Raw genomic sequence first — 26,555 nt, forward strand, 5'->3', positions numbered from 1 at the left:
AGGGCTAGTCTTAAAAGATATTTATTCGATATCATTCTCATTTGCATTTTGAAATGGAGCGGAAATTGTCCAACCAGCGGCTACACCAACTCGACTCGCGAATGCTGCGGCTCGCGCCCGGCCTCGCGCTAAGCATGCTTCTGCCGCTGCCCAACGCCTGGGCGCAGACCGCGCCGCCGCCGGCCACGCTGCAACCGGTCACGGTCACCGCGGGTTCGCTGGGCGACGAGGACCTGCCCCCGCCCTATGCCGGCGGCCAGGTGGCCGAAGGCGCGCGCCTGGGTCTCATGGGCAACCAGAGCGTCATGGACACGCCCTTCAACGTCACGAGCTACACCGCCGAACTCATCCAGAACCAGCAGGCGCGCACGCTGGCCGACGTCATGGCCAACGACCCGTCGATCCGCTTCACCACGTCCAGCGGGCACGCGTACGAGAACTTCCGCATCCGTGGCTTCGACGTCAACCAGAACGACGTGGCCATCAACGGCATGTACGGCCTGGCGCCCATGGGACGCACCCCGCTCGAATTCGTCGAGCGGGTCGAAGTGCTCAAGGGGCCGAACGCCCTGTTCAGCGGTATGGCGCCCAGCGGCGCGGTCGGCGGCAGCGTCAACCTGGTGCCCAAGCGCGCCGGCGACACGCCGGCCGCCACCTACGGCGTGAACTGGCAGGCCGACGGCCAGCTGGGCGCCACCATCGACGCCGGCCGGCGCTTCGGCGCGGGCAACGCCTGGGGCGCGCGCGTCAACGGCTCGTTCAGCGACGGCGCCACCACGCTGGACGGCCAATCCCGCAAGCGCGAATTCTTCTCCGCCGACCTGGACTATCGCGGCAGCGCGCTCACCGCATCCATAGACGCCTACCATAGCCAGGAATCGTTCAGCGGCGGCACGCCGGCCATGTTCTGGTTCGGCGGCTCGGTCGTTCCCGAAGCCCCCGATCCCCGCACCAACCTGTTCAGCACCGGCTACGGCAACATACAGAGCAACGCCGTCATCGGGCGGGCCGAATACCGTTTCAACGACCATGTGTCGGCCTTCGCCGGCGTGGGCTGGCGCGCCAGCCACCAATCGGGGCTGATCAACGGCACCCACGCGCGGCAGATCGACGCCGAGGGCAATTTCACGGGCGTCATCGTCGGCCAGCGCGCCTACACCGACGCCAGGTCGGCCGAGGCCGGCCTGCGCACGCGCTTCGAAACGGGCGGCGTCGGCCACGAACTGGTGCTGCAGGCCTCCCGGCTCGACCTGGAAGACGGTTCGTCCATAGGCGCGCGCTCCACCTTCAAGTCCAACATCTACGATCCGGTCACGCCGGTCATGCCGGCCATGCCGGGCAGCGCGCCCAAGACGGCGGAAAATACCCTGTCCAGCCTGGCGCTGGTGGACACTGTGTCCTTTCTCGACGACAAGCTGCGGGTGACCGCCGGCTTGCGCAACCAGCGCGTCAAGACCACGAACTTCGACAGCGCCGGCAAGACGACGACCCGCTACGACAAGGACGCCGTGACGCCCGCGGCCGCCATCGTCGTCAAACCGTGGGGGCCGGACGTCTCGCTCTACGCCAACTACGTGCAGGGCCTGAGCAAGGGCGACAGCGTCACCGACACCACCGCCAGCAACTACGGGCAGGTGTTCGCGCCCTACAAGACCGAGCAGAAGGAACTGGGCGTCAAGTGGAACGCGGGCGCGTTCGTCAATACGCTGGCCGTCTTCCAGATCGACAAGCCCATGCTGGTCGCCCAAGGGTCGGCCTCCAGCCCCACGTATGCCGACGGCGGCGAAAAGCGCGTGCGCGGCGTGGAATGGAACACCTTCGGCGAACTCGCGCCCGGGCTGCGCGTGCTGGGCGGCGTCACCTATTCCCAGGGCAAGCAGGTCAAGACCGCTTTCGGCCGCTACGACGACAATACCGCGGTCGGCGCGCCGCGGTGGCAGGCCAATACCGGGCTGGAATGGGACGCCCCGTGGGTGCCCGGCCTGACCCTGAGCGGCCGCGTGCAGGCCACCTCCAGCCAGTACGCCGACGCCGCCAACAAGCTGCGGCTGCCGGGCTGGGGCCAGCTGGACCTGGGCGCGCGCTACGCCATGCAGGTCAACGGCCGCGACGTGGTGCTGCGCCTGAACGTCAACAACGTGTTCGACAAGCACTATTACGCCGGAAGCTTCAGCGACACCACCCCGATCGCCACGCTGGGCCCGGCGCGCACCGTCACGGCCTCCGCCAGCATCACCTTCTGAGCGCCAGCGGAAACCTTGCCAAGATGATTATCCAAACGCTGATCGCCCTCAGCCTGGCCGCCATATTCCTGGGCTGCTTCTGCATCTATCGCGCCTCGCCCAACCAGCGCTGGCGGCCCCTACCCTGGCCCACGCTGCCGGCGCGCACGGCGGGCCTCGTCCTGCTGGCGCTTGGCGGCTGGGGCTGCCTGTACACCCATACGCGCGTCGCGGCCGTGTTCGTGTTCTGCACGGCCCTGATGCTGTTCTTCAGCCTCATCCCCTACCTCGGCGCTCTCGCGGGATCGCACGGGAGCGATACCCATGAAACCCGGCATGAAACCCGGTAAGCCCGCCGCCATCCGGCGCGACTGGATATCCAAGAGCCTGGCGGGCGCGCTGCTGGGGTTCGCGCTTGCCATCGGCGCCAGCGCCGCGCTGGCCGCGCTGACCGCCGGCATCCCGCTGGTGACGCGCTCGCAGCTCGTCATGTGGCTGGTGCCGCCCGTCTGGCTCGGCGTGCTCGGCACCGTCTATTTCTTCACCAGCGGCGCGCGCGCCTGGGCCTGGCTGGGCGGGGCATGCCTGGCGCTGTATGCCGCGCTGTTCCTGACCGGCGCGCTTTGACGGAGACACGCCATGAAAGCCGACCTGATACGCATCTACAAGTCCGTCCATACCTGGACCGGCATTCTGACGGGCATGGCGTTGTTCATCGCGTTCTACGCGGGCGCGCTGACGGTCTTCAAAGAGCCCATCGTCCGCTGGGCCACGCCGAATCCGACCGTCTCGTACCTGCCGCTGGACGAGACCCCCGGCCTGATCGCCAGCGTCCTGGCGGCGCGGCCCGAGGTGGCCGACGGCTTCGCCATTCATCTGCGCAACGCCGAGCACGTGCCGGCCCGCATGGGCTGGGATGAGGCCGACGGGAATGAGGGCGATGAAGCATCGAAGCGCCATTACATCGCCTACCTGGATGCGGGCGGGCTGCAAATGGAGCAATCCAGGCCCAGCGGGCTGGCGTCCTTCGTGGACGTGCTGCACCGCGTGGTGGGCCTGCCCGTCGACAGCGATCCCGCCCGCTGGTTCATGGGCGTGGTCGCGTCGCTGTACGCGCTTGCGCTGGTCTCCGGCGTCATCGTGCTGCTGCCGTCGCTGGTGAAGGACTTCTTTGCCCTGCGCACCGGCCGCAACCTCAAACGCATGTGGCTGGACGCGCACAACGTGGTGGGCATCGTTTCCCTGCCCTTCCATATCGTCATGGCGCTCAGCTCGGTCGTGTTCGCGTTTCACGACGGCATCTACGACCTGCAGGACAAGCTGATGTACGAGGGCAAGCTGGCGGCGCTGTTCCAGCGCGCGGGTCCGCCCGAAACCGCCGGCCCGCGCGATCCGGCGGCCCTGCTCACGCCCCGGGAGCTGGTGGCCCGGGCGCGCGAGTTCGCGCCCGGCTTCGAACCCGAAACGCTGCAATACCAGCGCATCGCCGGTCCGCGCGCCCTGGTGCGCGTATGGGGCAAGAACGAGCGCGCCGTCTCGCCCAGGGCAATGGGCGGCTTCCTGGCGCTCGATCCGTATTCCGGCAAGGTCCTCAGCACCGACTACCTGCCGGGCGGGCAGGACACGCCCAATCTCTGGATCAGCAGCTTCTTCGCCCTGCATATGGCGTCCTTCGGCGGAGCGGCCGTGAAATGGCTGTACTTCCTGCTTGGGCTGGCGGGCGCCTGGCTGTTCTACAGCGGCAACCTGCTGTGGATCGAAACCCGCCGCAAGCGGGCCGACCGGCGGACCGGCGCAATACCCGCGCAACGGCTGGACACGCGCCTGATGGCCTCGGCCACCGTCGGCGTCTGCCTGGGAAGCGTATGCGGGATTTCGCTGATGATGCTTGCGTCCAAATGGCTTCATGGGCGCGTGGGCGACCTGGACGCCTGGCTGCAAGCGCTGTACTACCTGGCTTTCTTCGCGTGCATCGCCTGGGCCTTCCTGCGCGGCGGCGCGGCGGCGGGCGTGCATCTGCTTAGGCTGGCCGCGGCGCTGGCCCTGGCGATCCCGGCGACCTCGCTGCTGGGCGCCCTGTTTCCCGCGTCCGGCCTTTGGGCGCACGCGTCGGCGGCGACCCTGGCCGTGGACGCCACGGCGCTGGCGATGGCCCTGGGGTTCGCCTGGCTGGCGCAGGCCAGCGCGCGCCGCATCGCGCGCGGCGAGCCCGACAGCGTATGGGCGCCCAGGCTGCCGCTTGCCAGCACCGAATAGCCACCGCGGCGCTCAGATTTTCTCTCGATGACTTATCGGCGCCATGCCGATGAAATGGATGGACATGCATAAACAAAAAGGTTTGGAATGGCGCGCACGCGCATCGGCGGCGGCGCTCGCGGGCGCATTGGCGGCCGCGGCGCCGCAAGTCGCCGCCGCGCAATCCGCTCAGGGCACAGTCACGCCGCAGGCCTATTCCGACGAACGGATCTCCATGCAGAAAGGCGAGTTCCTGGCCGGAACCTGGGCCGCCGACAGCGGCGTGACGCTGGACCTGCTGGACGCCGCCGGCCGCCACGTGCGCCGGCTGAGCGACCATGAAAAACCCGCCGGCACGCTGATGCTGGTGGCGCCGGCCGACGGCGCCTTTACGGTGCGGGCCCAGGGGCGCGGCGCGTACCGGTGGACGGTCACCGAACGCCTGCCGCTGTCGGCGCAGCATGCGCCCGCCGCGAAGATAGACAGCCCGCGCCTGGCCGCCCTGGCGCAGACGCTGGCTTCGGGCGGCGCCACGGCGTCCTTCTGGGACGAGGTGGCGCAGACCGGCGCCCCGCTGGTCGAGCCGGTGGACGCCTCGCGCGACCGCGTCACGTTCCTGTGGCGCGGCGCCGAACGCAATGTCCGCCTGTTCGGCGGCCCCTCTTCGGACCATGCGCAGCTGACCCGGCTGGGCGACTCCGACGTCTGGTACGTCAGCTTCGTCGTGCCCCGCTCCACGCGGCTGTCCTACCGCCTGGCGCCCGACGTGCCGGAACTGCCTGGCTCCGGCATGGCGCGCCGGCGCGCCATCCTGGCGACCGCGCAAGCCGACCCGTACAATCCCCGCGCCTATCCCCGGCGCGGCATCGACCCGTTCCAGACCTACTCGGTTCTGGAATTGGCCGACGCCCCGGCGCAGCCCTGGGTCGAGGCGCGCGCGGACGTGCCGGCCGGCACGGTGGAAACCCGGGAATTGCACAGCGCCATCCTGGGCAACACGCGCAAGATCCACCTGTACCGTCCGGCGGGCTGGCAGCCTGAGGCCGCGCAAAACCACGTGCTGGTGCTGTTCGACGCCGGCGCCTACCTGGGCCGGGTGCCCACGCCGACCATACTGGACAACATGATCGCCGCCGGCGTCATCCCCCCGACCGCGGCCCTGCTCATCGACAATCCCACGGCCGATTCGCGCAGCCAGGAACTACCGCCCAACCCGGCGTTCGCCGACTTCCTGGCGCGCGAGCTCATGCCGTGGGCGCGCAAGCAAGGCCTGGGCGCGCCGGCGGCGCGCACCATCGTCGGCGGATCGAGCTATGGCGGCCTGGCCTCGGCCTACGCCGCGCTGCGCCATCCCGACGTGTTCGGCAACGTGCTCAGCCAATCGGGCTCGTACTGGTGGTCGCCGGCCGGCGAAGAGGACCAGTGGCTGACGCGCCAGTTCGCCGCCGTGCGCAAGCTGCCGGTGCGCTTCTTCCTGGGAGCGGGCCTGTTCGAATCCGGGCGCGGCAGCCAGCCGGGCATACTCGAAACCAACCGCCATCTGCGCGACGTGCTGCGCGCCAAGGGCTATTGGGTCGAACACCGCGAGGTGGCCGGCGGCCACGACTACCTGGTCTGGCGCGGCACCTTGTCCGACGGGCTGCTGGCGCTGATCGGGACCGGCAAATAGGCGCCGCGCTGCCTCAATGCACCACCTGCTCCAGGAAACGCCGCGTGCGGTCGTGGACCGGGGCGTCGAAGATCTGGCCCGGGCAGCCCTGCTCGATCACCTGGCCCTGGTCCATGAACACCACGCGGTCGGCGACCTGGCGGGCGAAGCCCATTTCGTGGGTCACGCAGATCATGGTCATGCCGTCGGCCGCCAGCGCCAGCATGGTGTCCAGCACCTCCTTGACCATCTCCGGGTCCAGCGCGGAAGTGGGCTCGTCGAACAGCATGACCTTGGGGCGCATGCACAGGGCGCGCGCGATGGCCACGCGCTGCTGCTGCCCGCCGGACAACTGGCCGGGGTACTTGCCGGCCTGGTCCGCGATGTGCACGCGGTCCAGGTAATGCGAGGCCAGCTCGCGCGCCTCGGCCCGCGACACGGCCTGGCAATGCACCGGCGCCAGCATGCAGTTCTCCAGCACGGTCAGGTGGGGAAACAGGTTGAAGCTCTGGAACACCATGCCCACCTCCTGGCGCGCGCGGGTCAGCGCCGCGCCGCCGTGGGCCAGGGCGTGCCCCAGCACCAGCACCTCGCCGTCCGTATAGCTCTCCAGCCCGTTGACGCAGCGGATCATGGTGGACTTGCCTGAACCCGACGGCCCGCAGACGATGACGCGCTCGCCCTGCGCCACCTCCAGGTCTATGTCCTTCAGCACGTGGAACGCGCCGTAGTGCTTGTTCAGCCTGCGCAGCTGGACGGCAGGCGTGGCGTCGATCGCAATCATGGTCATTCTCCAGTCGGGGCGCGGCGCTCAGGCGTGGACGGCCACGGCATTGCGTTTGCGCAGGTAGGCGACGGCCTGCGAGGCCAGTACGGAAATCACGAGATAGGTCGCGGCGACGGTCAGGTACATTTCGACCAGGCTGGCGTCGCGCTGCGCGATCTTCGAGGCCGCGCCCAGCATGTCGGTGATCGAAAGCACGTAGACCAGCGAGGTGTCCTGGAACAGGATGATGGTCTGGGTCAGCAGGATGGGGCTGACCGAGCGCAGCACCTGCGGCAGCACCACCAGCCAGTAGGTCTTGGCCGTGGACATGGACAGCGCCCGGCAGGCCTCGTACTGCCCTTTCGGGACGGCGTTCAGGCCCGCCCGGATGATCTCGGCGTAATAGGCCGCCTCGAACAGCGCGAAGGTGATGAAGGCGGTATACACCGGCCCCACCGGCACGGGGCGCGGCGCGCCGGTCATCCACATCAGCACCATGGGCACCAGGAAGAAAAACCAGAACAGCACCATGATGAGCGGGATGGCGCGCATCAGCGTGACGTAGGCCGTGGCCAGGGGCGCGAGCACGGGCACCTGCAAGTGCCGCACCAGGGCCAGCGCCACGCCCAGCACCAGCCCGCCGACGAAACTGCTGGCGGTCAGCTGCAGCGAAAAGCCCAGCCCTTCGAGCAGATAAGGCGCCGCGCGCTCGATGGCGCCGAAGTCGATGCTGTTCATGGCGTCGACACCTCCTTAAGCGATTTGCGCCAGCGCAGGCGGCTGCGCGGCGCCGGATCGGGCTGCTGGCCTGGAATGCGCAGGCGGCGTTCGATCAGCCGCATGCAGGCGTACACCAGGCAGGCCAGCAGCAGGTACAGCAGCGTCGCCGCGCCGAAGGCCTGGAAGGTCTGGAAGGTGAACTCGTTGATCTGGCGCGCCTGCGCGGTCAGCTCCAGCACGCCTATGGTCAGCGCCACGGAACTGTTCTTGAATATGCCCATGACCTCGCTGGTCAGCGTGGGCATGATGATGCGCAGCGCCTGCGGCAGCAGCACCAGCCGGTAGATCTGCAGGCCGCGCATGCCCAGCGCTTCGGCGGCCTTGCGCTGGCCCGGCGGCAGCGCCTCGATCCCGGCCTTGACCTGTTCGGCCACCCGCGCCGCCGTGTACAGCGCCAGCCCCAGCAGGGCCGGGATGACGCTGCCCCACGGCGGCGGTATGGCCTTGACCGCGTCGCCCCAGGCGCGCGGCAGCAGCTCGGGCATGACGAAGTACCAGACGAACATCTGCACGATCACGGGAATGTTGCGAAAGACCTCCACGTAGATCCGCGCCAGCGCCGCCAGCAGCGGCCGGCGCGTGGTGCGCGCGCAGCCGACCGCCACGCCCAGCGCGAACGCGACGGCCCAGCCTGCCAGGGCCAGGAACAGCGTCCAGCCCAGGCCGCTCATCAGCCAATCCAGATAGCGTTCGCCGCCTTCCGGCACTTCCTCGAATAGCACGCTGAACATGGCCGCCCCGCCGCGATCAGAAATCGACCTTGTCGCTGGGCGAGGCGATGCGTTCGCGCAGCCGCTCCGGAACCGGGAAGTTCAGATTGACGTTGCGCGGCGGAATCGGCGACTCGAACCATTTGCGGTAGGCCTGCTCGAACGAGCCGTCCTTCATCATCCCCGTCAGCACGCCGTCGACCAGGGCCTTGAACGGCGCGTCGTCCTTCTTGAACATCAGGCCGTAATAGCCGGGCTGGTAGCCGCCCTCCAGGAAGGTGAAGGCCGCCGGATCGCGGGAATTGGCGCGCTCGCCGGCCAGCAGGATGTCGTCCTCCAGGAAGGCGGCCGCGCGCCCGTTGCTCAGGGTCAGCATGGATTCGCCGTGGTCCTTGGCCTGGATGACGTTCACGCCCAGCTTGTCCTTGTCATTGGCGGCCCGCACGAAGCCCACGGCGTTCGAACCCTGGGTCACCACCACCGTCTTGCCCTTGAGGTCGGCCGGCCGCTTCATGCCCGATTCGGTGCGCACCAGCCAGCGCGGCTGGCTCGCGAACGTGGCCACCGAAAACGACACCTGCTTCTGGCGCGCCAGGTTGTTGGCCGTGCCGCCGCATTCGATATCCACGGTCCCGTTGACCACCAGCGGGATGCGGTTGGAGGAGTTCACCGCCACCTGCTTGACCGCCAGGTCGGGCATGCCGAGCTGCTGCTTGATGCGATCGACGATGGCGGCGCACAGGTCCAGCGAAAAGCCCACCGGCTTTTGCTGCGCGTCCAGGAAGGAGAACGGCACCGAGGACTCGCGGTACCCCAGCGTCACCGCGCCGGTCTCCTTGATCTTCTGCAGGGTGGGCCCCTGCGCCTGGGCCCAGGCCGAGGACGCCGCCAGCGTCAGCGCGCAGGCCGCGGCATAGCGAAAGAATGTGCTTTTTTGCATGACATGCCCCTTGATTCAGGCCCGGCCTCGGGACCGGGCGATTAACGTCGCAGGCGACACCTCTTCCTCAGGCCGATACGGGCGCCTGCAAGCCGGCGGCGATGATCCCGGCGACGCGGTCCACGTCCTCCGGGGTATTGAACAGGCCGAAAGACACGCGCACGCCGTCGCGCTCCGGCGAAACGCGCACGCCCTGCTGCGCCAGGAAACCGATCCATTCGCCGGGCGGCAGGTCCAGCACGTAGATATGGGCGCGGCGCGCGCGCTCGCGCGGCCCGACCAGGCCCACGCCCAGCGCGTCCATGCGTTCGATCAGCCGGTCGCCCAGCGCCAGCACGTGGCGCTCGATGGCGGCGACGCCCACGCTTTCGATCAGGTCCAGCGCGGCGTCCAGCGCGTGGATGTCGGGCAGGTTGTAATTGCCGATCTCGAAGCGGCCGGCGTCCTCGCGCAGCGCCAGGTCGTCGGGATTGGCGATCAGGTCGGCGGGCGGACGCGCCAGCCCCGCCGTGGCCAGGTACACCGGCTGCAGCTCCGTCAGCGCCGCATCGACGTACAACAGGCCCAGCCCCTGCGGCACCAGCAGCCCCTTGTGGCAGCCCGCCGCCAGCATGGAGATGCCCATCGCCTTGACGTCTATGGGCAGCACGCCCACCGACTGCATGGCGTCGACCACCAGATAGATCCCGCGCTGCCGGCACAGCCGGCCGATGTCGGCGACGTCGTGGCGCTGGCCGGCATGGAAAGTCACGTGCGACAGCGAAATGGCCCGGGTGCGCGCATCCACGCGGGGTGCGAACAGCGCCGCGTCGGCCACGCCGCCCGGCAGCCGGACGAAACGCACTTCCACGCCGCGCCGCTTCAGGTTGAGCCAGGCGTAGGCGTTGTTGGGATGGTCGCCCTCGATCAGCACGACGTTGTCGCCCGGCGCGAAGTCGATGGCGTTGGCCGCGATGTTCAGGCCTTCCGAGGTGTTCTTGGTGAAGGCCAGCTCGCGCGCCTGTGCGCCCAGGAAGGCCGCGACGCGGGCGCGCACCCGCTCCACCCTTTCCAGCCACACCGGCTTGGGCCCGCCGGACTCGCTGGCCTCCTGGTAGAAGCGCTCGAGCGCCCGGCGCACGCTGGCGGCCAGGGGCGACTGGTGCGCGGTGTCCAGGTAAAGCATCCGGGCGCTGACGGGAAAATCCCGGCGCACTTCGGTGCTGGCATGAAAGTCGGACATGGCGTGTCTACCGAAAAAAATGGCGGGGACTCAAGCCAGGCGGAAGGCCGCGATCTTCTGGCCCGGCCCGTGCTCGACGAAGGCTGCCCGTACCGGCCGGCCGATCAGCGACGCGCCATCGCTCGGCGCGCCGGGCAGTTGCCCATACAGGCACGGCCCCTCCTCCAGTTCGACGGCGGCGAAGACATAGGGCGCCTCGGGATTGAAGCCGTCGTGATGGGTGCGCCGCACGGTCGTATGCGAAATCACCTTGCCGCGTCCGCTCGCGGCCACCCATTGCAGGCCGTCGGCGCGGCAGAACGGGCAGCACACCCGGGGATAGAAGACGTGGCGCTGGCAGGCGCCGCAATACTGGATCATCAGCCGGCCCTCGTTGCACCCCTGCCAGAAGGGCTGGTTCAAGGCGTTGATCCGTGGTTGGGGCTTGAGCATGTGGACTCCTCAGTGCACGCGTTCGAGAATGGCGGCGCTGGAACACAGGCCGCGGCCATACGCCACCATGCCGTAGCCGGAGACCAGGCCCAGCCGGCAGTCCAGCTGCCGGCCTTCGGCGCGGCCCAGCAACTGGGCGGCGGCCTCGTACACGCCGATCATGCCGCCGCTGGCGCCGGCCTGCCCTGCCGACAGCTGGCCGCCGCCGGTGTTCACCGGCAGCGCGCCGCGCCAGCTCAGGTCGTTATGGCGCACGTATTCGTGGGCCCGGCCCGGCTCGCACAGGCCCAGTCCTTCCATCTGCACGAAGGCCATCACCGGGTAGTCGTCGTAAAGCTGGGCGAACTGCATCTGCGCCGGGTCCCTGCCCGCGCGGCCGTAGAGCCGGTCGGCCAGGCCCGCCCAGCCGCCCGGCACCGAATAGGGATCGTTGGCCGGATAGTTGTGGATCTCCTCGGCCGCCAGGATGCGCAGCGACGGCCCTTTCAGGCCGGCGGCCACGCGTTCCGAGGCCAGCACGATGGCGTCGCCTCCCACGCAGGGCATGACGCAGTCGTACAGGCGCAGCGGATCGGCGATGGGCTTGGCGTTGAGGTAGTCGTCCATGCTCAGCGGCATCTTGAACAAGGCGTTGGGATTGCGCAGCGCGTTCTCGCGCAGGGCCACGCAGAAGCGGCCGAAATCCTCGCGCGTGGCGCCGTGCCGTTCCATGTACAGGCGCGTGTGCAGCGCGAACATGCCGTTGGCCCCGCCGAAGCCCTGCGGCGACATGTACTCCTTGATGGAGCCGTTGAAGTGGTCCAGGGTCTCGTTGTGCGCGGCCACGTCGAAGGCGTCGGCGGCCAGCACCAGCGCCACGTCGCAGGCGCCGTCGCGGATGGCGCGCGCCGCGTGGGCCATGCCGATGATGCCCGAGGCGCCGCCGTACAGTCCCTGGAACAGGAACCGCGCCTCGATCCCCAGGTGCTCGGCCACGGTGGGCGCGTTGTCCGGCGGCAGCAGAAAGCAGGTGACGGCCAGCCCGTCCACGGCGCTCCACGGCAGGCCGGCGTCGGCCAGCGCCGCCGCGCCCGCCTCGTACATCAGGCGCTGCACGCCGCGCTCCGAACGCTTGGCGTAAGGCGCCTGCCCCGCGCCCACGATGCGCACTCCCTCGAACATCCCGGCCATCAGATCACCCCCTGCGCGCTCAGCGCGTCGAATTCCTGCTGCGACAGGCCCAGCATGCCCTGGTAGATTTCGCGGTTGTCGGCGCCCAGGGCGCGGCCGGAATGGCGCACCTCGCCCGGGGTTTCCAGAAAGCGCGGCACCACGCCCTGCATGCGCACCTCGCCGAAATCGTCGTCGCGCACCGCCACGATGTTCTGGCGCGCCTGGTAGTGCGGATCGCGCACGATGTCGCTGATGTCCAGCACCGGCCCGGCCACCACCTCGGCCTGCTCGAACAAGGCCATGATCGACGCGCAGTCGCGCTCGCGGAACCAGCCGGCGATGATCTCGTCCAGCGCCGTGTCGTGCTCGCAGCGCCTGGCGTTGTCGGCGAATCGGGGATCGGTGATGAGCTCGGGCATGCCCAGCGCCTGGGCCAGCCGCTCGAACGTGCGCTGCGAACTGGCCGAGATGCCCACCCAGCGCCCGTCGGCCGTCTGATAGGTATTGCGCGGCGAATCCTCGGCCAGGCGGTTGCCCAGGCGCTGCTTGACGATGCCCAGCTGGTCGAAACCGATCACCTGAGACTCGACCAGGCGGAACAGCGGCTCATACAGGCTGACGTCGATCTCCTGCCCGCGGCCGTTGCCGTGGTCGCGGTTGTACACCGCGAACATGGCCGCCATGGCCGCGAAGGTGGAGGCCACCGAATCGGCCATGGGAAAGCCCGGCAGCGTGGGCGGGCGGTCCGGCGCGCCGGTGAAGGACGGAATGCCGGAAAACGCCTCCGCGATCGTGCCGTAGCCGCCGCGCCGGGCGTAAGGGCCGGTCTGGCCGAAGCCCGAGACCCGCACCATCACCAGGCGCGGATTGATGCGCGCCAGCTCCTCGTAACCGAGTCCCCAGCGCTCGAACGTGCCGGGGCGGTAGTTCTCGATCAGCACGTCGGCCTCGCGCACCAGCTCCCGGAACAGCTCCTGGCCGCGCGGATTCGACAGGGTCAGCGTGATCAGCCGCTTGTTGCGGGCGATGACCTTCCACCATAGCGACAGCCCGTCCTTCATCGGCGTCCAGTGGCGCATCGAGTCGCCGGAGCCGGGCAGCTCCAGCTTGATGACGTCGGCGCCGAAATCGGCCATCTGCGTGGCCGCCAGCGGCCCGGCGATCATATTGCCCGCATCGATCACGCGCAGTCCCGCCAGGGGGCCCTTGCGGGTGGCCTGCGCCTCAGGGTCGGCGCCGGCTACGGTCTCGGAGAAAGTCGACATGGTGGGTTCCGCTCTCGCTTGGAAAGAAAATCCGCTCCGTGATAAACTTCCAAATATTGGAAGTTTTTCTTTCACTAATTGGATTCATTATGGTCAGCGATTCACCACCTGTCCCTAGGGATCAACCCCTAGACCGGCTGCTGCATGTGCTCGACGTGGTGGCGCATGCCGAACGCCCCATCACCATGACCGACGTGGCCGCGGCCTGCGGCCTGCCCGTGCCCACCGTGCACCGGCTGGTCGCGCAACTGGAAGAGCGGCAGCTGCTCAAGCGCGTGCTCGGCACCAAGAAGCTCATGGTCGGGGCCGCGCTGGTCAACCTGGGGATGGCCGCCGTCTCGGCCGCCATGCGCGCCGACCAGAGCCACCAGATCCTGGTCGCGCTGTCGAACCGCATCGGCGAGCACTGCCAGATCGGGCAGCGCGTGGACGACGACGTGGTGTATGTGGACGCCGCCTACGCCACCCGTTCGCAGGGCCTGCACTTCGAGCACGGCCGCCGCTCGCCGCTGTACTGCACGTCCATAGGCAAACTGTTCCTGTCGGAGATGCCGGCTGACCGGTTCGAATGGTGGCTGGCGCACGCCGTGCTGGAGCCGCGCGCGCCCAACACCATCGTGTCGGTGGACGTGCTGCGCAAGGTGATCCACAAAGTGCGCAAGGAACAATGGGCGGCAAGCAACGAGGAAGTCATGGCCGGCGTGGTCGGCTGCGCCGTGCCGGTGCGCGACGCCCAGGGCAAGCTGATCGCCGGCCTGGGCATTTCCGTGCCCAGCGCGCGCGTGGCCTACGACGCGCTGGCCGGGTTCCGCCAGCCCATGGAAGCCGCGGCCGCCGAAATCGCCGCGGCCATTGCAGCCGCGCAGTAGCGGCGCGGCATGGGGCGGCGTTCAGCCGCGCCCCTGCTCCAGCGCCTCGATGAACGCCCGGCTGAACGCGGGAATATCGTCGGGCTTGCGGCTCGATATCAGGTTTGCGTCGATCACGACTTCCTGGTCCACCCATTCGGCGCCGGCGTTGCGCAGGTCGTCCTGCAACGAAGGCCAGCTCGTCATCCTGCGGCCCCGCACCAGGCCGGCGGACACCAGCAGCCAGGGGCCGTGGCAGATGACGGCCACGGGCTTGCCGGCCTCCAGCAGCGCCCGGGCCAGCTCCTGCGCCTTGGGCTGCATGCGGATGTCGTCGGCGTTGAACACGCCGCCCGGCAGCAAGAGGCCGTCGAAGACTTCCGGCTCCGACGCGGCCTGCGCGAAAGTCAGGTCCACGGGAAAGCGGTCGCCGGGCTTCTGGTGGTGCACGCCCTGGATGGGGTCGGTGCGGGCCGAGACCAGCACGGTGCGCGCGCCCTGCTCGTGGAGGCGGTCGCGCGGACCGGTCAGTTCTACCTGTTCGAAGCCGTCGACGGCCAGTATTGCGATGGTCAGGTCTTTGAGTGTCGCCATGATTGCTCCTGGTTCGCGGCCCGGCAGAGGCTGCGCGGCGCGCCGGGCCGCGCGCGCCGCGGCAATCAGGCAGCAAGCGGCATGCCGCCGGTCAGGCGCGGGCGGCCCGCAGCCGCGTGCGCAGATGGCTGGCCACGGCGGCCGCGAACAGGCCGCCGATCACCGAGACATGTTCCAGCGCCACGTACAGCGCCAGCATGGCCTGCGGCTCGGGCAGCGCCCAGAAACGATGCACGATGGCGATGGTGAGCGCCAGGAATACGGCCAGCGCGGCGACGCCCAGCCACAGCGCCCGGTCCAGCAACAGTAGCGCGGAGCCGCCCAGCAGCAGCGCGATGGTCGCGGCGTTGAACAAGGCTTCCGGAGCCAGGCCGGCCTTGCGCATTTCCGCCATGCCGCCCTCGAAGTCCAGCAGCTTGGCCAGGCCGGAAGAAACGAACACCACCGCCAGCAGGATGCGGGCGAGCAGCCAGAATCCGCGGCTGGCCAGGATGGAATCGACGATGTTGCGCATGCGGTTTGCTCCAGAAGTAGGCAAATCGCGCAGCCTAAGACTTCAAGTTAACTTGAAGTCAAGCATCCTCTTCCGATGCTGACGACAGGCCGCGCTCCAGGATGCGCGGGCCGGCGCCGTCGACGCCCAGGGCGTCGCCGGGGTTGCGCAACGGGCAGTCCTGCAGCGACAGGCAGCCGCAACCTATGCAGCTCGACAGCTCGTCGCGCAGGCGGATCAGGCGCTCGATGCGTTCGTCCAGTTCGCGCCGCCATGCCGCCGTCATTTCGCTCCATTCCGGGGCGGTCACGGGACGCCCCCGCGGGACCTTGTCCAGGTGCCGCTTGATGACTTCCAGCGGAATGCCGACGCGCTGGGCGACCTTGATGATGGCGATGTGGCGCAGCACCTCCCTGGTGTAGCGCCGCTGGTTGCCCTGGGTGCGCGACGATGCGATCAGCCCCAGTTCCTCATAGAAGCGCACCGTGGCGGCGGAAACGCCGCTGCGCCGGGCCACCTCCCCGACGGACAAGGTTTTGGACGGATCGATCATGGGCCTCCCGAATGAAGAACCCGAACCATACTTGAAGTCGGGCATCGCAGCGGGACATACAATCATCAGGTGCACGCACACCACACCGGAGACGCTCATGGCGCTCAAGCACGCAACGCCCTTGGAAGTCATAGACCTGTTCCATCCGCGGCCGTCCCTGGAGCCGGACCCGCCGGCCAGCGTCAGCCTGCTGCGCACGAAAGAGCTGCAACTGATCCGCCTGGTGCTGCCGGCGGGGCACCGGCTCCCCTGGCACCAGGTGCCGGGCGTATTGACGCTGCAGTGCCTCGTCGGGCGGGTCGATGTCGAAACCCCGCAACGCCAGTGCACGCTGGCCGAGGGACAGCTGGTGATGTTGCAGGGCAACGAACCCCACAGCCTGCACGCGCAGGCGCCCACGGTCGCGCTGCTGACGCTGGCGCACCATCCGCCGGGCGCCTGGCAGCCCAGGGACGACGAGGACGGCTAGGCTCTTTTCCGGCTATACCGGCCGGGCTTCGATCCGCAACGTGCCTTTCAGGCCGGGGCGGGTCTTCTGCGCGATGGCAAGCTCAAAACCGAAGCCGGTGCCGTCGCCAAGCGCGTGGGTTTCGACGCTTAGCGTCGCCTTGCCGGGGTTGTCGTCCTGATAGCCGTACTTGATGCGCCATCCCCCGAGCGCCGCCGCATCGGGAAACGCTTCCACCAGGATCAGCTCGCGCATGATGTAGCCGCCTTCGTAGTGGCGCTTCATGAAAAGCAGGCCGTCGACGCTGTAGTCGGGAACCAGCACCTTGATGTCGAACGCGAAGCTCACCGATTTCGACGCCTTCACGCTCTTGGACGGATCGAGGAATACCGAGAACAGATAAGGGCTCCTGGCGCGGTCCGGCGGACGCATGGTGCCTTTCTTGCCCGGGAACAGCTCATCGTAGGTGCGGAATATCGCGGAACATTCCCGCACCTCGCGGCGGGTCATCTGCCATTGGCAGCCGCGCACGCTCACGGTGACCTCGAACTGATAGGAAGCCTGCACCTCCTTGCCCGCATCGAACTCCTTCTGCACTTCGGCCGGCAGCGTGATGTCGTCGACATCGAGTATGCCGTCGACCCGCAGCGCGCCGAACAGGAATCGCGTCAGATTCTGGTAACCCTCCTCGGAATTCACGATGCCATAGTGGCCCGAGTGGCTGCGGTGCACGAAGGCGCGCGGCGAACTCACGTCCTTGCCGTCCGCGCCGGGACCGTGCGTGGTGGCGTTGTCGATGCGGACCAGGCCATCGCTCGCGTCGCCCGCCCCCCAGGCGGAAAGCCCCGCGGCCACCGTATAGTCGCGCGGATTGGTGCCCACCAGGTTGAAGATGCGCTCGGGCGGGAAATTCTTCACCACCGCGACGTCCTCGCTCGACGACAGGCCCAGGTAGTCGGCCATGCGGTCCCGATTGAAATTGTTGGCGTCGCCGAACGACAGCCAGCCGGGCACGTTGCGCACGATGCGCATATCGATGCCGTTGTGCGGCGTGGCGTAGGTGAACAGCTTGTCCACCGCCGCGCGCGCCTGCGCGCTGCCCAGCTTCGGATTCTGCAACAGGGCGCGGCACACCAGCCCGCCCATGGAATGCGCCACCAGGTGCACGCGGAAGTGCTCTTTGGCGACCCCGCTCCTGGGATTGGCGCAGATCTTGTCCCGCAGGCGCAGTATCAGCTCGCCCAGGCCTTGCGCGAAATGCTCGATCGGAGGCGTCTTGCCCGTGCCGAAATCCTGGCTGGCCTCGTCGTAATAGCGGTAGATGACGACGCTGCGGTACGGAATCTCGCAATCGGGCCGCTCGGAAGCGACCATGTCCTCGCCGTCCTCGAACACGTCGCGGTAGCCGTGCTCGCTCATCAGGCGCACCAGCGGCGACTCGAAGTAGTAGCGCTTGACGTCGCCGGTCCATGCCATTCTGGACTTGGTCGAACCGATATTGAAGCCCATGTACGGGTCGGCGACCGTATCTTCGATCTCGCTTTGCATGGCGGCAAAGCCCCGCACATAGATGATGGGATGGTATGGGGCCAGCGGATTCTCGCTCATCGGGATTCTCCCTTTTCTCGGTCAATCGTGTATGCGCGACCAATCGAACCCCCGCGCCGGGTCCCATCCGAATCGGCCGATCGGATTGACGTCTTCATGGCCGACGACGAAGCCCTTTTTGTTGGGGATTCCGTACTTGCCGCAAAGCAGGACGACCAGCTTGCGCAACGATGCGTACATGGCATCGGGATAGACGGAAGGGTCCGCGTTCACCGAGCCGACGCCCAGGGTTTCGATGCCGATGGAGTAGTTGTTCGGGTCCGGATCGTTCTCGAAATTGACCGGCTTGTCGGTCGCCCAGCGCTCGTTGAAGTACCGGAAACTGTCCCAGGCGCCGCCGTCCGGCTGCGCAACGAAAACCGCCTCGGTCTTGTCCCAGACGGGGTTCAAATCGCCATCCAGATAAATGGACCCCGGCGGGTAATTCTTGTACCAGGAGAAGTACTTCAGGTACTTCTGCCATTCCTTGCCGCCCTTTTTGTACAAGGACGCGGTGCTTTTATCTATGCCTGAATGGTAGGCGCGGCCCGCATCGGGCACGAACTGGAAAAGCCCGCCGTCGCTGTGAACCAGATAGTGCGAGCTGACCGATTTCGGCGCGGTGAACGTCCTGCGGACCGAAGAAAAATCCTTGGTTCCCGTGACGTGAATGACGATATGGGTGGGAACCTTGTCCCGGGGTCTTCTCGCATTGGAATTGTTCGTTTTTATTCTGTTGTCCGGCGGTACGAGGGCATTCCATTCTTGATCGGGTTTCACGATGGCCTCACTGGTCCGGCGCCCTCGCCGCAGTGGCGGCATCGCCGCTGCCCGGAAGCGCTGCCGGCAACTTTCCCCGATTCAGCCGTTGTTCAGCCATACCTCAAATTGGGTATGCGGAAATGCGGGAAGCGCTCGCATAATCCGACGGCGCGCTACCCGTCCGAGACGTCCGTGCAGCATCACACCGGAGTTGCGATCATGAAGATTCCAAAGTGTGTGGATCGACCAAGGTTCATCCGTGTGTTTTCGCCAGGCGGCCGGATGATTGCCGCTGTGCTTTCGTTCTTTTGGGCGTTCGCCGTCATGGCAGAAGCCTGTCCGGACGGAGACGCGAGCCTGGTGCAGGTGCGTAATGTCATCAATGACCTGGGAAAAAGCGGTCGCGCTCCCGCAGGGGCAGAGTGCGGATATGGCTGGGCAGAAGGTATCAATTTCGATAAACCTTCGCTAACCGATCAAGTGCTAATCAGCTTTTTCCTTGAAGTGGCCGATCTCCACAGGCAAGCTTACCTTAAGCGCTTGGCAGAGGGCTATGTTGCCATCGCCAACAGTTATCTGGACAAAGAGATAGCCGTAAGAGAGAAATTCATAGAGCAGGTCCTTGCCGCGGATGACGAGACCCGAAAGTCTGAATCGCTACAGCGGGCCACTGTCAAGCATCTGTCAGCCATGGCCACAGCATATGTAAAGAGAAAAAAGTACGCCGAAATAGCCGAATACCTTTCCCAAAAGCCAACAAATATTATTGACCATGAAGCTGTCCGCGCATGGCTGCAAGCGGTGTCTTCCTGCGACAAATTCGATGGCGATCCAAACGTAAACCTATGCGCCGTCAAGGACAGACAGATCTGCCAGAAGACAATCTCCGATTTCCTCGCATCCGTGGACGAAATGAAATCGCAACTCTTTTCTTCCAAGACAGGAAGGGAGATCGCCGTCCTTCGGCGTCTCACCGCAGACGGAGGATGCTTGAATGATTAATGCATCTATATGTGCGCGTCTCGCCGGAATGGCCTTTTTTTTGATCTCTAGCCCGGTGCAAGCCGTTGAACCCGCTTCGCAGCCGAATCACACGCAGCCGACTGAAGTCAAAAACGACAACCAGCCGCCCGAGATAAAAATCGAGAAGCAACCATTAGAAGTCAGCGCCGCAGGCGATCCGACGAACCGGGTTGGCAGCCCGGTGCTCATAGTCCTTACATTCAAGAACATAAGCTCCAGTCTTCAGATAATTACCAACGCCAGCATAACCATCGATGCCTCCGCAAACAGCCGCTTCAACGGGGAAGATCCCTGCGATCTCGATGGCACCGGCGAAATAACACTAAAACCTGGAGAAATATACAGCCAAAGCTGTCGATTTCCCGTGGTGAAAAAACAGCAGGGCAACGATAAAGGCGTTGCTCAACCCGTGACGCCAGCCGATGGCGGATGGATCTACCCGTCCTGGTACGACCGCTTGTTCAGCGCCAATCTTCGGCTGTCGGTAAATGTCACCCTCGAAAAAGAAGCTTCCAGCGGCAAACGTTCCCCGAATTTCCGATTTTTTCCTATGGTTCCAGTCCAGGCCAGCGAAATCAGCATCTTCATCGGCGGCGCGGTCGGCGCCATGCTGCTGGCGATATTCGTCTGGGTGGAACGCCTGCTCAAGAATCCCCGGGTACGCGAGCGATGGATTCGGAATCTCTTCGTGACCGCGCTGACGGGCCTGCGCGGCGCGCTGCTGTCGGCCATCGCGCTTTTGCTGGGACAGACGACGCAGGGGATCGGCTCGCCCGTGGTGCTGACCGTCACGGACTTCAGCGGCGGCGTGCTGATAGGCTTGTTTTCCTATCCGCTTGCAGCCTGGATCTCTTCGACGCTGAAACTCGATGGCGAGTTTTTCGGCGCTGCAAGCAAGGAAAAACCCGGCGCCATCAGCTAAGCCATTCCGCTACCGCCACTCTCCCGCCAGATAATCCTTCAACACCCGCACCAGCGCCGCGGCCGCGGGCGACAGGCTGCGGTTGCGCGAGGTGACCAGGCCGATTGAGCGTTCCGCCACCGGACCGATGAGCGGGCGCTGCACGATGCCGTTCTGGGCCACGGCGCCGGCGGCGATTTCGGGCAGCGCGGCGACGCCGAAGCCGCATTCGACCATGGCCACGATGGTGGTCAGGTGTTCGGCCTCGAACGCGGGCGTGAAGCGGATGCGGTTCTGCAGAAAAGCCCATTCGGTGTACTGGCGCACGCTGCTGGGCTGCACCATGGAGACGTGGGCGGCGTCGGCGCTGTCGGCCCAGCGCAGCGGGCCGCGCGCGCGAGCCAGCGGATGGGTCTCGGGGATCAGCAGCAGGAAGCTGTCGGACATCAGCGGTTCGTAGTGCAGGTCGGCGTGCTGGGGGTCGGCCGCCGTCAGCGCGAAGTCCACTTCGCCGGCGCGCACCAGGTCGAAGGCCGGCCCCGACAGCGTGTCGCGCACCTTGAGGGCGACACGCGGGTGGGCCTGGCGGTAGGCCATGAGCACCCGCGGCAGCAGGCGCGCGGCGACCGAGGGCAAGGCGGCCACCGAGACCTGCCCTTGCTCGGCGTTGACGATGCCGCTGACCGCGGCCACGGCGTCGCGAAACGCCACCTGCAGGCTCGCGGCCTGCTGCATGAAGACTTCGCCGGCCGCGGTGAGCCGGACCGTGCGCGTGGTGCGGTCGAACAGGCGCACGCCCAACGCGTCCTCGATGCGCTGGATCTGCGTGGACAGGGCCGACTGCGACAGGTGCAGCTGCGCCGCCGCCTGGCGGAAATTGAGCGTGCGGCCCAGCACCAGCGTGGTGTCGATGTCGCGCATCGAGAGATTGATCTGCACGGGTCTACATTGATCTGATTTGAAGATCATTCTATCCAAAAAATCTGATTCATCAATCAAAGCGGCTTCTCTACACTCGGCTCCAAGCTAGAAACAAGGAGCTATGCATGCAGACGGACGCGAAAGCGCTGCCCAATCCGGGCGCGGCGCACGCGGTGGTGGTGGGCGGCGGGACCATGGGCGCGGACGTCGCCGTGGTGCTGACCCGCGCCTCGTGCCGCACGACGGTGATCGAATCGAACGCGGAGCGCGCCGCTGGCGTGCCGGCGCGCGTGGCCGCCAATCTGGAAGCCATCGGCCGCCAGCAGAACGCGGCGCTGGTGGCCACGGCGCCGGACCTGGACGCGGTGGACTGGTCCGGCGTGGACCTGATCATCGAGTGCATCCCCGAGCGCCTGGACATCAAGCAGGCCCTGTTCGCGGAACTGGAGCGGCGCGCGCGGCCCGACACCATCCTGGCCAGCAACAGTTCCAGTTTTCCGATCAGCGCGATCGGCCAGGGGCTGGCGAGCCAGGGCCGCATGCTGGGCCTGCACTTTTTCATGCCGGCTCACCTGGTGCCGCTGGTCGAGGTGGTGCTGGGCGCGGGCAGCGACGGCGCTTGCGCGGACGCGCTGATCGCCTTCATGCGGCGTTGCGGCAGCGTGCCGGTGAAGGTGGCCCAGGACCTGCCGGGCTTTCTGGCTAACCGGCTGCAGCACGCCCTCTCGCGCGAGGCCTTCGACCTGATCGACCGCGGCATCGCGTCGCCGGAAGATGTGGACGCGGCGGTGCGCTTCGGTTTCGGCTTTCGCTTCCTGGCCGCCGGGCCGGTGATGCAGCGCGACCACGCGGGCATCGACGTGCATGCCGCGGCCGGCGCCACCATGTACCCGACGTTCTGCAACGCCGACCGGCCCGCGCGCTGCCTGACCGAGCGCGCCCAGGACGGCCGCCACGGCATGAAGGCCGGCCAGGGCTTCTACGCCTGGACGCCCGAGACCATCGCGGCCGAGCGCGAGCGCTACGACCGCCTGCTGCGCGCCGGCCTGGATCTGATGGCGCCCGAACTGCCGGAGATCCAGCCATGAACGCAACCGCCCTGCCGCGCGCGGCGCTGGCCGATACGCCCGCCATCATTACCGTGGCGCCCAACGGCGCCTATAAGAAAGCCGCCGACCATCCCGCCGTGCCGCTGACGGCCGAGGCCCTGGCGCGCGAGGCCCGCGCCTGCCTGGACGCGGGCGCGGCCATGATGCACATGCACGTGCGCAAGCCCGACGGCAGCCATCTGCTGTGCGCCGACGCCTACCGCGAGGCGCTGGCCGCGGTGCGGCGCGCGGTCGGCGACGAGCTGCTGGTGCAGGTGACCAGCGAGGCCGCCGGCGTCTACAAGGCGGCCGAACAGATCGCCGTGGTGCGCGAGCTGCAGCCCGAGGCGGTTTCCATCGGGCTGCGCGAAATCGCCGTGCCGGACATTCCGGAAACGGAGCTGGCGGCCTTCCTGGCTTGGCTGGCCGAGCGCCGCATCATGACGCAGATCATCCTGTACGACGAAGGCGACGTGCGGCGCTGGCTGGCCCTGCGCCAGCGCGGGCTGGTGCCGCCCGGCGCCTGGTCGGTGCTGTTCGTGCTGGGCCGCTACAGCGCGGGCCAGACTTCATCGGCTTACGACCTGCTGCCGTTCCTGTCGGCGTACGACCATTCGCTGCCCTGGGCCGTCTGCGCTTTCGGTCCCGAGGAAAACGCCTGCGTCACGACCGCGGCGGCGTTCGGCGGCCATATGCGCGTGGGCTTCGAGAACAACCTGAAGCTGCGCGACGGCAGCGTGGCGCCCGGCAACGCGGCGCTGGTCGCGCAGGCCGCCGAAGGCGCGCACGCGCTGGGCCGGCCGCTGGCCGACGCGGCCGCCGCGCGCCGCATCTACGGACAACTGGGCTGAATACCCTGCGCCGGCCGCGCGCCGGCGCCCGCGCAACGCCGCGGCGCAACATTGACGCCCCGCAAGGGCATCTGCTAAAAACTGCGACATCCGCACGTTAAACGCAATGCCCCAACGTCGTAGCGAGGTGGTGTGTGCAAAACGAGTCTGATGGCTACACAAAGCCGCAGGAACTCCGCAGCTTCCTGTTCCTGACGGCAGTCATGGCGCCCGTCCTGTCGGTCATTATCGTGGCGGGTTACGGTTTCCTCGTCTGGTTCTATCAGCTGTTCGCCGGCCCTCCCGGCAGCTGACCAGACGCGACGGAAGCGCTCCCATGCCTACCCTTCCCCACCGTGCGCCTCCCGCGGCGCCGCCAGAGCTGCACATCGCCAGCATGGTGGTGCACGCGGCGCCGCCGCGCATCAACGACGTCCGAGCGGCGATCCTCGAGATCGCCAGCGCGGAAATCCATGCCGCTTCCGATACCGGGAAACTGGTGGTCACGCTGGAAGCTCCCTCCACCGACGACATGATGGCGCGGATATCGGAAATCCAGCGCCTCGATGGCGTACTGGCCTCGGCGCTGGTCTACCAGCATGCCGACACGCTGGACGCGATGAACGAGGAGATTGACGATGGCAATGGCTCGTAGGGACTTCATCAAGCAATCCGCCGCCGCGGCGGCCGCCACCGTCGCCGGCATTCCCATCGTCGGCTACACGCAGAACATCGTCACCGAATCCGAGGCCGCCAAGCTCAAGTGGTCCAAGGCGCCCTGTAGGTTCTGCGGGACCGGCTGCGGCGTGAACGTCGCCGTGAAGGACAACCAGGTCGTGGCCACGCACGGCGATTTCAACGCCGAGGTCAACAAGGGCCTGAACTGCGTCAAGGGCTACTTCCTGTCCAAGATCATGTACGGCAACGACCGGCTGACCCAGCCGCTGTTGCGCATGAAGGATGGCAAGTACGCCAAGGACGGCGAGTTCGCGCCGGTGTCCTGGGACCAGGCCTTCGACGTGATGGCCGAACAGTTCAAGCGCGTGCTCAAGGAGAAAGGCCCGGAGGCCGTGGGCATGTTCGGCTCGGGGCAATGGACCGTCTGGGAAGGTTACGCCGCGCTCAAGCTGATGAAGGCGGGCTTTCGCTCCAACAACCTGGACCCGAACGCGCGCCACTGCATGGCCTCTGCCGCGGTGGGCTTCATGCGCACCTTCGGCGCCGACGAGCCCATGGGCTGCTACGACGACATCGAGAACGCCGACGCCTTCGTGCTGTGGGGCTCGAACATGGCGGAGATGCACCCCATCCTGTGGACCCGCGTCACCGACCGCCGCCTGTCCGCGCCCAAGACCAAGGTGGCGGTGCTCTCCACCTTCGAGCACCGTTCGTACGAGCTGGCCGACCTGACGCTGACCTTCACCCCGCAGACCGACCTGGCGATCCTGAACTACATCGCCAACTACATCATCGAAACCAAGCGGGTGAACCGGGACTTCGTCGACAAGCACACGGTGTTCCACCAGGGCAACGCGGACATCGGCTACGGGCTGCGCCCCGACCATCCGCTGCAGAAAGCCGCCAAGAACGCCGACAAGGCCGGCGGCTCGCACCCCATCACCTTCGAGGAATTCGCCAAGTTCGTCTCCAAGTACGACCTGGACTACACCTCCAAGCTGAGCGGCGTGCCCAAGAAGCAGCTGCAGGACCTGGCCGAGCTGTACGCCGATCCCAAGGTGCGCGTGACCTCGTTCTGGACCATGGGCTTCAACCAGCATACGCGCGGCGTGTGGGCCAACAACATGGTCTACAACATCCACCTGCTGACGGGCAAGATCTCCACGCCGGGCAACAGCCCGTTCTCGCTGACCGGCCAGCCCTCGGCCTGTGGCACGGCGCGCGAAGTGGGCACCTTCTCGCACCGCCTGCCGGCCGACCTGGTGGTGACCAATCCCAAGCACCGCGCCCATGCCGAAGAGCTGTGGCAGCTGCCCGACGGCACCATACCCAGCAAGGTGGGCGCGCACGCGGTGCTGCAGAACCGCATGCTCAAGGACGGCCAGATCAACGCCTACTGGGTGATGGTCAACAACAATATGCAGGCCGCCGCCAACCTGATGAACGAAGGCCTGCCGGGCTACCGCAACCCCGAGAACTTCATCGTGGTGTCGGACGCCTACCCCACGGTCACGACCATCTCCGCCGACCTGATCCTGCCGGCTGCCATGTGGGTCGAGAAGGAAGGCGCCTATGGCAACGCCGAGCGCCGCACCCAGTTCTGGCACCAGCTGGTCAACGCGCCCGGCCAGGCGCGCTCCGACCTGTGGCAGCTGATGGAGTTCTCCAAGCGCTTCAAGGTCGAGGAGGTCTGGCCCGCCGACCTGCTGGCCAAGAAGCCCGAATACCGCGACAAGACGCTGTTCGACGTGCTGTTCGCCAATGGCAAGGTCAACCGCTACCCCAACACCGAGCGCGCCAAGGACTACGCCAACCAGGAGTCGGACGCCTTCGGCTTCTATGTGCAGAAGGGCCTGTTCGAGGAATACGCCGAATTCGGCCGCGGCCATGGCCACGACCTGGCGCCGTTCGACACCTATCACGAAGTGCGCGGGCTGCGCTGGCCCGTGGTCAAGGGCAAGGAGACCCTGTGGCGCTACCGCGAAGGCAGCGACCCCTATGTGAAGCCGGGCGCCGGCTTCGAGTTCTACGGCAATCCGGACGGCCGCGCGGTGATCTATGCCCTGCCCTATGAGCCGCCGGCGGAGTCGCCCGACAAGGAATATCCGTTCTGGCTGTCGACCGGGCGGGTGCTGGAGCACTGGCATTCCGGCTCCATGACGCGGCGCGTGCCGGAGCTGTACAAGGCCTTTCCCAACGCGGTCTGTTTCATGCATCCGGACGACGCCCAGGAGATGGGCCTGCGCCGCGGCGTCGAGGTCGAGATCGTGTCGCGCCGCGGCAAGATGCGCACGCGCCTGGAGACCCGCGGACGCGACAAGCCGCCGCGCGGCCTGGTGTTCGTGCCCTGGTTCGACGCCAGCCAGCTGATCAACAAGGTCACGCTGGACGCCACCGACCCCATCTCGTTCCAGACCGACTTCAAGAAGTGCGCGGTCAAGATCGTCAAGGTCTGAA

At 67.0% G+C, this 26,555-nt stretch carries 28 protein-coding genes; 14 read left to right on the top strand and 14 right to left on the bottom strand.

The genetic code is table 11. The features are described from left to right. Positions 1–134: 134 nt before the first annotated feature. From AC1M14_RS16025 to fes, 5 genes are all read left to right on the top strand, one after another. Positions 135–2,243, top strand: a complete 2,109-nt coding sequence (locus AC1M14_RS16025; protein WP_479730006.1) for a TonB-dependent receptor — start codon at positions 135–137, stop codon at positions 2,241–2,243. Between the two features lie 23 nt (positions 2,244–2,266). Beyond that, positions 2,267–2,572 carry a hypothetical protein gene (locus tag AC1M14_RS16030; RefSeq protein ID WP_247747603.1) on the top strand — a complete coding sequence of 102 codons (306 nt, stop codon included), beginning with the start codon at positions 2,267–2,269 and terminating at the stop codon, positions 2,570–2,572. Next, the gene (locus AC1M14_RS16035) at positions 2,559–2,849 is read left to right on the top strand and encodes a hypothetical protein (protein WP_102771482.1); all 291 of its coding nucleotides are present in this window, start codon (positions 2,559–2,561) and stop codon (positions 2,847–2,849) included. The genes AC1M14_RS16030 and AC1M14_RS16035 overlap by 14 nt, the downstream gene beginning before the upstream one ends. Before the next feature lie 12 nt (positions 2,850–2,861). Continuing rightward, entirely contained in the window at positions 2,862–4,478 is a 1,617-nt protein-coding gene (locus AC1M14_RS16040) for a PepSY-associated TM helix domain-containing protein (protein WP_479730007.1), read from the top strand. Positions 4,479–4,542: 64 nt separating this feature from the next. Then, positions 4,543–6,126 carry an enterochelin esterase gene (gene fes / locus AC1M14_RS16045; RefSeq protein WP_479730008.1) on the top strand — a complete coding sequence of 528 codons (1,584 nt, stop codon included), beginning with the start codon at positions 4,543–4,545 and terminating at the stop codon, positions 6,124–6,126. A gap of 13 nt (positions 6,127–6,139) precedes the next feature. Here the strand turns inward: fes and AC1M14_RS16050 are convergent, their stop codons facing one another. The 8 genes from AC1M14_RS16050 to AC1M14_RS16085 form a co-directional block, all read right to left on the bottom strand. Continuing rightward, positions 6,140–6,895, bottom strand: coding sequence for an amino acid ABC transporter ATP-binding protein (locus AC1M14_RS16050; RefSeq protein ID WP_479730009.1), 756 nt, complete (start codon positions 6,893–6,895; stop codon positions 6,140–6,142). Positions 6,896–6,916: 21 nt separating this feature from the next. Then, the gene (locus AC1M14_RS16055; RefSeq protein WP_479730010.1) at positions 6,917–7,609 is read right to left on the bottom strand and encodes an amino acid ABC transporter permease; all 693 of its coding nucleotides are present in this window, start codon (positions 7,607–7,609) and stop codon (positions 6,917–6,919) included. After that, positions 7,606–8,382, bottom strand: a complete 777-nt coding sequence (locus AC1M14_RS16060; protein WP_111825405.1) for an amino acid ABC transporter permease — start codon at positions 8,380–8,382, stop codon at positions 7,606–7,608. The genes AC1M14_RS16055 and AC1M14_RS16060 overlap by 4 nt, the downstream gene beginning before the upstream one ends. 16 nt (positions 8,383–8,398) lie before the next feature. Continuing rightward, positions 8,399–9,301 carry a transporter substrate-binding domain-containing protein gene (locus AC1M14_RS16065; protein ID WP_102771487.1) on the bottom strand — a complete coding sequence of 301 codons (903 nt, stop codon included), beginning with the start codon at positions 9,299–9,301 and terminating at the stop codon, positions 8,399–8,401. A gap of 67 nt (positions 9,302–9,368) precedes the next feature. Continuing rightward, positions 9,369–10,523: an aminotransferase class V-fold PLP-dependent enzyme gene (locus AC1M14_RS16070; protein ID WP_102771488.1), complete on the bottom strand. Its 1,155-nt coding sequence runs from the start codon at positions 10,521–10,523 to the stop codon at positions 9,369–9,371. A 30-nt stretch (positions 10,524–10,553) separates the two neighbouring features. Then, the gene (locus AC1M14_RS16075) at positions 10,554–10,955 is read right to left on the bottom strand and encodes a Zn-ribbon domain-containing OB-fold protein (RefSeq protein WP_479730011.1); all 402 of its coding nucleotides are present in this window, start codon (positions 10,953–10,955) and stop codon (positions 10,554–10,556) included. A gap of 9 nt (positions 10,956–10,964) precedes the next feature. Continuing rightward, complete coding sequence (locus AC1M14_RS16080; protein ID WP_479730012.1) at positions 10,965–12,125, bottom strand: thiolase family protein; 1,161 nt, start codon at positions 12,123–12,125, stop codon at positions 10,965–10,967. Beyond that, positions 12,125–13,372 carry a CaiB/BaiF CoA transferase family protein gene (locus tag AC1M14_RS16085; protein WP_479730013.1) on the bottom strand — a complete coding sequence of 416 codons (1,248 nt, stop codon included), beginning with the start codon at positions 13,370–13,372 and terminating at the stop codon, positions 12,125–12,127. The genes AC1M14_RS16080 and AC1M14_RS16085 overlap by 1 nt, the downstream gene beginning before the upstream one ends. A 146-nt stretch (positions 13,373–13,518) precedes the next feature. Here AC1M14_RS16085 and AC1M14_RS16090 point away from each other — a divergent pair, with 146 nt between their 5' ends. Next, positions 13,519–14,241, top strand: a complete 723-nt coding sequence (locus tag AC1M14_RS16090) for an IclR family transcriptional regulator (protein ID WP_479730014.1) — start codon at positions 13,519–13,521, stop codon at positions 14,239–14,241. Between the two features lie 21 nt (positions 14,242–14,262). Here the strand turns inward: AC1M14_RS16090 and AC1M14_RS16095 are convergent, their stop codons facing one another. From AC1M14_RS16095 to soxR, 3 genes are all read right to left on the bottom strand, one after another. Further along, on the bottom strand, positions 14,263–14,814 hold the full coding sequence (locus AC1M14_RS16095) for a type 1 glutamine amidotransferase domain-containing protein (RefSeq protein WP_102771493.1): 552 nt from the start codon (positions 14,812–14,814) through the stop codon (positions 14,263–14,265). A 91-nt stretch (positions 14,815–14,905) separates the two neighbouring features. Further along, on the bottom strand, positions 14,906–15,328 hold the full coding sequence (locus AC1M14_RS16100; RefSeq protein ID WP_479730015.1) for a DoxX family membrane protein: 423 nt from the start codon (positions 15,326–15,328) through the stop codon (positions 14,906–14,908). Positions 15,329–15,386: 58 nt separating this feature from the next. Next, on the bottom strand, positions 15,387–15,860 hold the full coding sequence (gene soxR / locus AC1M14_RS16105; protein WP_479730016.1) for a redox-sensitive transcriptional activator SoxR: 474 nt from the start codon (positions 15,858–15,860) through the stop codon (positions 15,387–15,389). Positions 15,861–15,957: 97 nt separating this feature from the next. Between soxR and AC1M14_RS16110 the strand changes: the two genes are divergently transcribed. Further along, positions 15,958–16,329, top strand: a complete 372-nt coding sequence (locus AC1M14_RS16110; RefSeq protein ID WP_102771494.1) for a cupin domain-containing protein — start codon at positions 15,958–15,960, stop codon at positions 16,327–16,329. 12 nt (positions 16,330–16,341) lie between these two features. Here the strand turns inward: AC1M14_RS16110 and AC1M14_RS16115 are convergent, their stop codons facing one another. Together AC1M14_RS16115 and AC1M14_RS16120 are read right to left on the bottom strand one after the other, a co-directional pair. Further along, the gene (locus AC1M14_RS16115; protein ID WP_102771495.1) at positions 16,342–17,916 is read right to left on the bottom strand and encodes a PGAP1-like alpha/beta domain-containing protein; all 1,575 of its coding nucleotides are present in this window, start codon (positions 17,914–17,916) and stop codon (positions 16,342–16,344) included. A gap of 21 nt (positions 17,917–17,937) precedes the next feature. Further along, a complete protein-coding gene (locus tag AC1M14_RS16120; RefSeq protein ID WP_168202132.1) occupies positions 17,938–18,675 on the bottom strand; it encodes an N-acetylmuramoyl-L-alanine amidase in 738 nt (245 codons plus the stop codon). A 201-nt stretch (positions 18,676–18,876) separates the two neighbouring features. On the opposite strand from AC1M14_RS16120, the gene AC1M14_RS16125 reads away from it, so the two are divergent. Further along, complete coding sequence (locus AC1M14_RS16125; protein WP_479730017.1) at positions 18,877–19,659, top strand: hypothetical protein; 783 nt, start codon at positions 18,877–18,879, stop codon at positions 19,657–19,659. Further along, the gene (locus tag AC1M14_RS16130; protein ID WP_479730018.1) at positions 19,652–20,602 is read left to right on the top strand and encodes a hypothetical protein; all 951 of its coding nucleotides are present in this window, start codon (positions 19,652–19,654) and stop codon (positions 20,600–20,602) included. Before AC1M14_RS16125 ends, AC1M14_RS16130 begins: the two co-directional genes overlap by 8 nt. 9 nt (positions 20,603–20,611) lie before the next feature. On the opposite strand, the gene AC1M14_RS16135 is transcribed toward AC1M14_RS16130, so the two are convergent. Further along, positions 20,612–21,520, bottom strand: a complete 909-nt coding sequence (locus AC1M14_RS16135) for a LysR family transcriptional regulator (protein ID WP_102771499.1) — start codon at positions 21,518–21,520, stop codon at positions 20,612–20,614. A gap of 107 nt (positions 21,521–21,627) precedes the next feature. Between AC1M14_RS16135 and AC1M14_RS16140 the strand changes: the two genes are divergently transcribed. The 5 genes from AC1M14_RS16140 (at position 21,628) to napA (ending at position 26,554) form a co-directional block, all read left to right on the top strand. Then, positions 21,628–22,590 (top strand): 3-hydroxyacyl-CoA dehydrogenase family protein, encoded by a 963-nt coding sequence (locus tag AC1M14_RS16140; RefSeq protein ID WP_479730019.1) that lies wholly within the window; start codon positions 21,628–21,630, stop codon positions 22,588–22,590. Beyond that, positions 22,587–23,441, top strand: a complete 855-nt coding sequence (locus AC1M14_RS16145) for a beta-keto acid cleavage family enzyme (protein ID WP_479730020.1) — start codon at positions 22,587–22,589, stop codon at positions 23,439–23,441. Before AC1M14_RS16140 ends, AC1M14_RS16145 begins: the two co-directional genes overlap by 4 nt. A gap of 134 nt (positions 23,442–23,575) precedes the next feature. Next, a complete protein-coding gene (gene napE / locus AC1M14_RS16150) occupies positions 23,576–23,734 on the top strand; it encodes a periplasmic nitrate reductase, NapE protein (RefSeq protein ID WP_042793085.1) in 159 nt (52 codons plus the stop codon). A 23-nt stretch (positions 23,735–23,757) separates the two neighbouring features. Beyond that, on the top strand, positions 23,758–24,075 hold the full coding sequence (locus tag AC1M14_RS16155) for a chaperone NapD (protein ID WP_479730021.1): 318 nt from the start codon (positions 23,758–23,760) through the stop codon (positions 24,073–24,075). Continuing rightward, positions 24,059–26,554: a periplasmic nitrate reductase subunit alpha gene (gene napA, locus AC1M14_RS16160; RefSeq protein ID WP_479730022.1), complete on the top strand. Its 2,496-nt coding sequence runs from the start codon at positions 24,059–24,061 to the stop codon at positions 26,552–26,554. Before AC1M14_RS16155 ends, napA begins: the two co-directional genes overlap by 17 nt. The last annotated feature ends 1 nt before the right edge of the window (position 26,555 follow it).

This window comes from Achromobacter sp. SX5, from assembly GCF_056711425.1.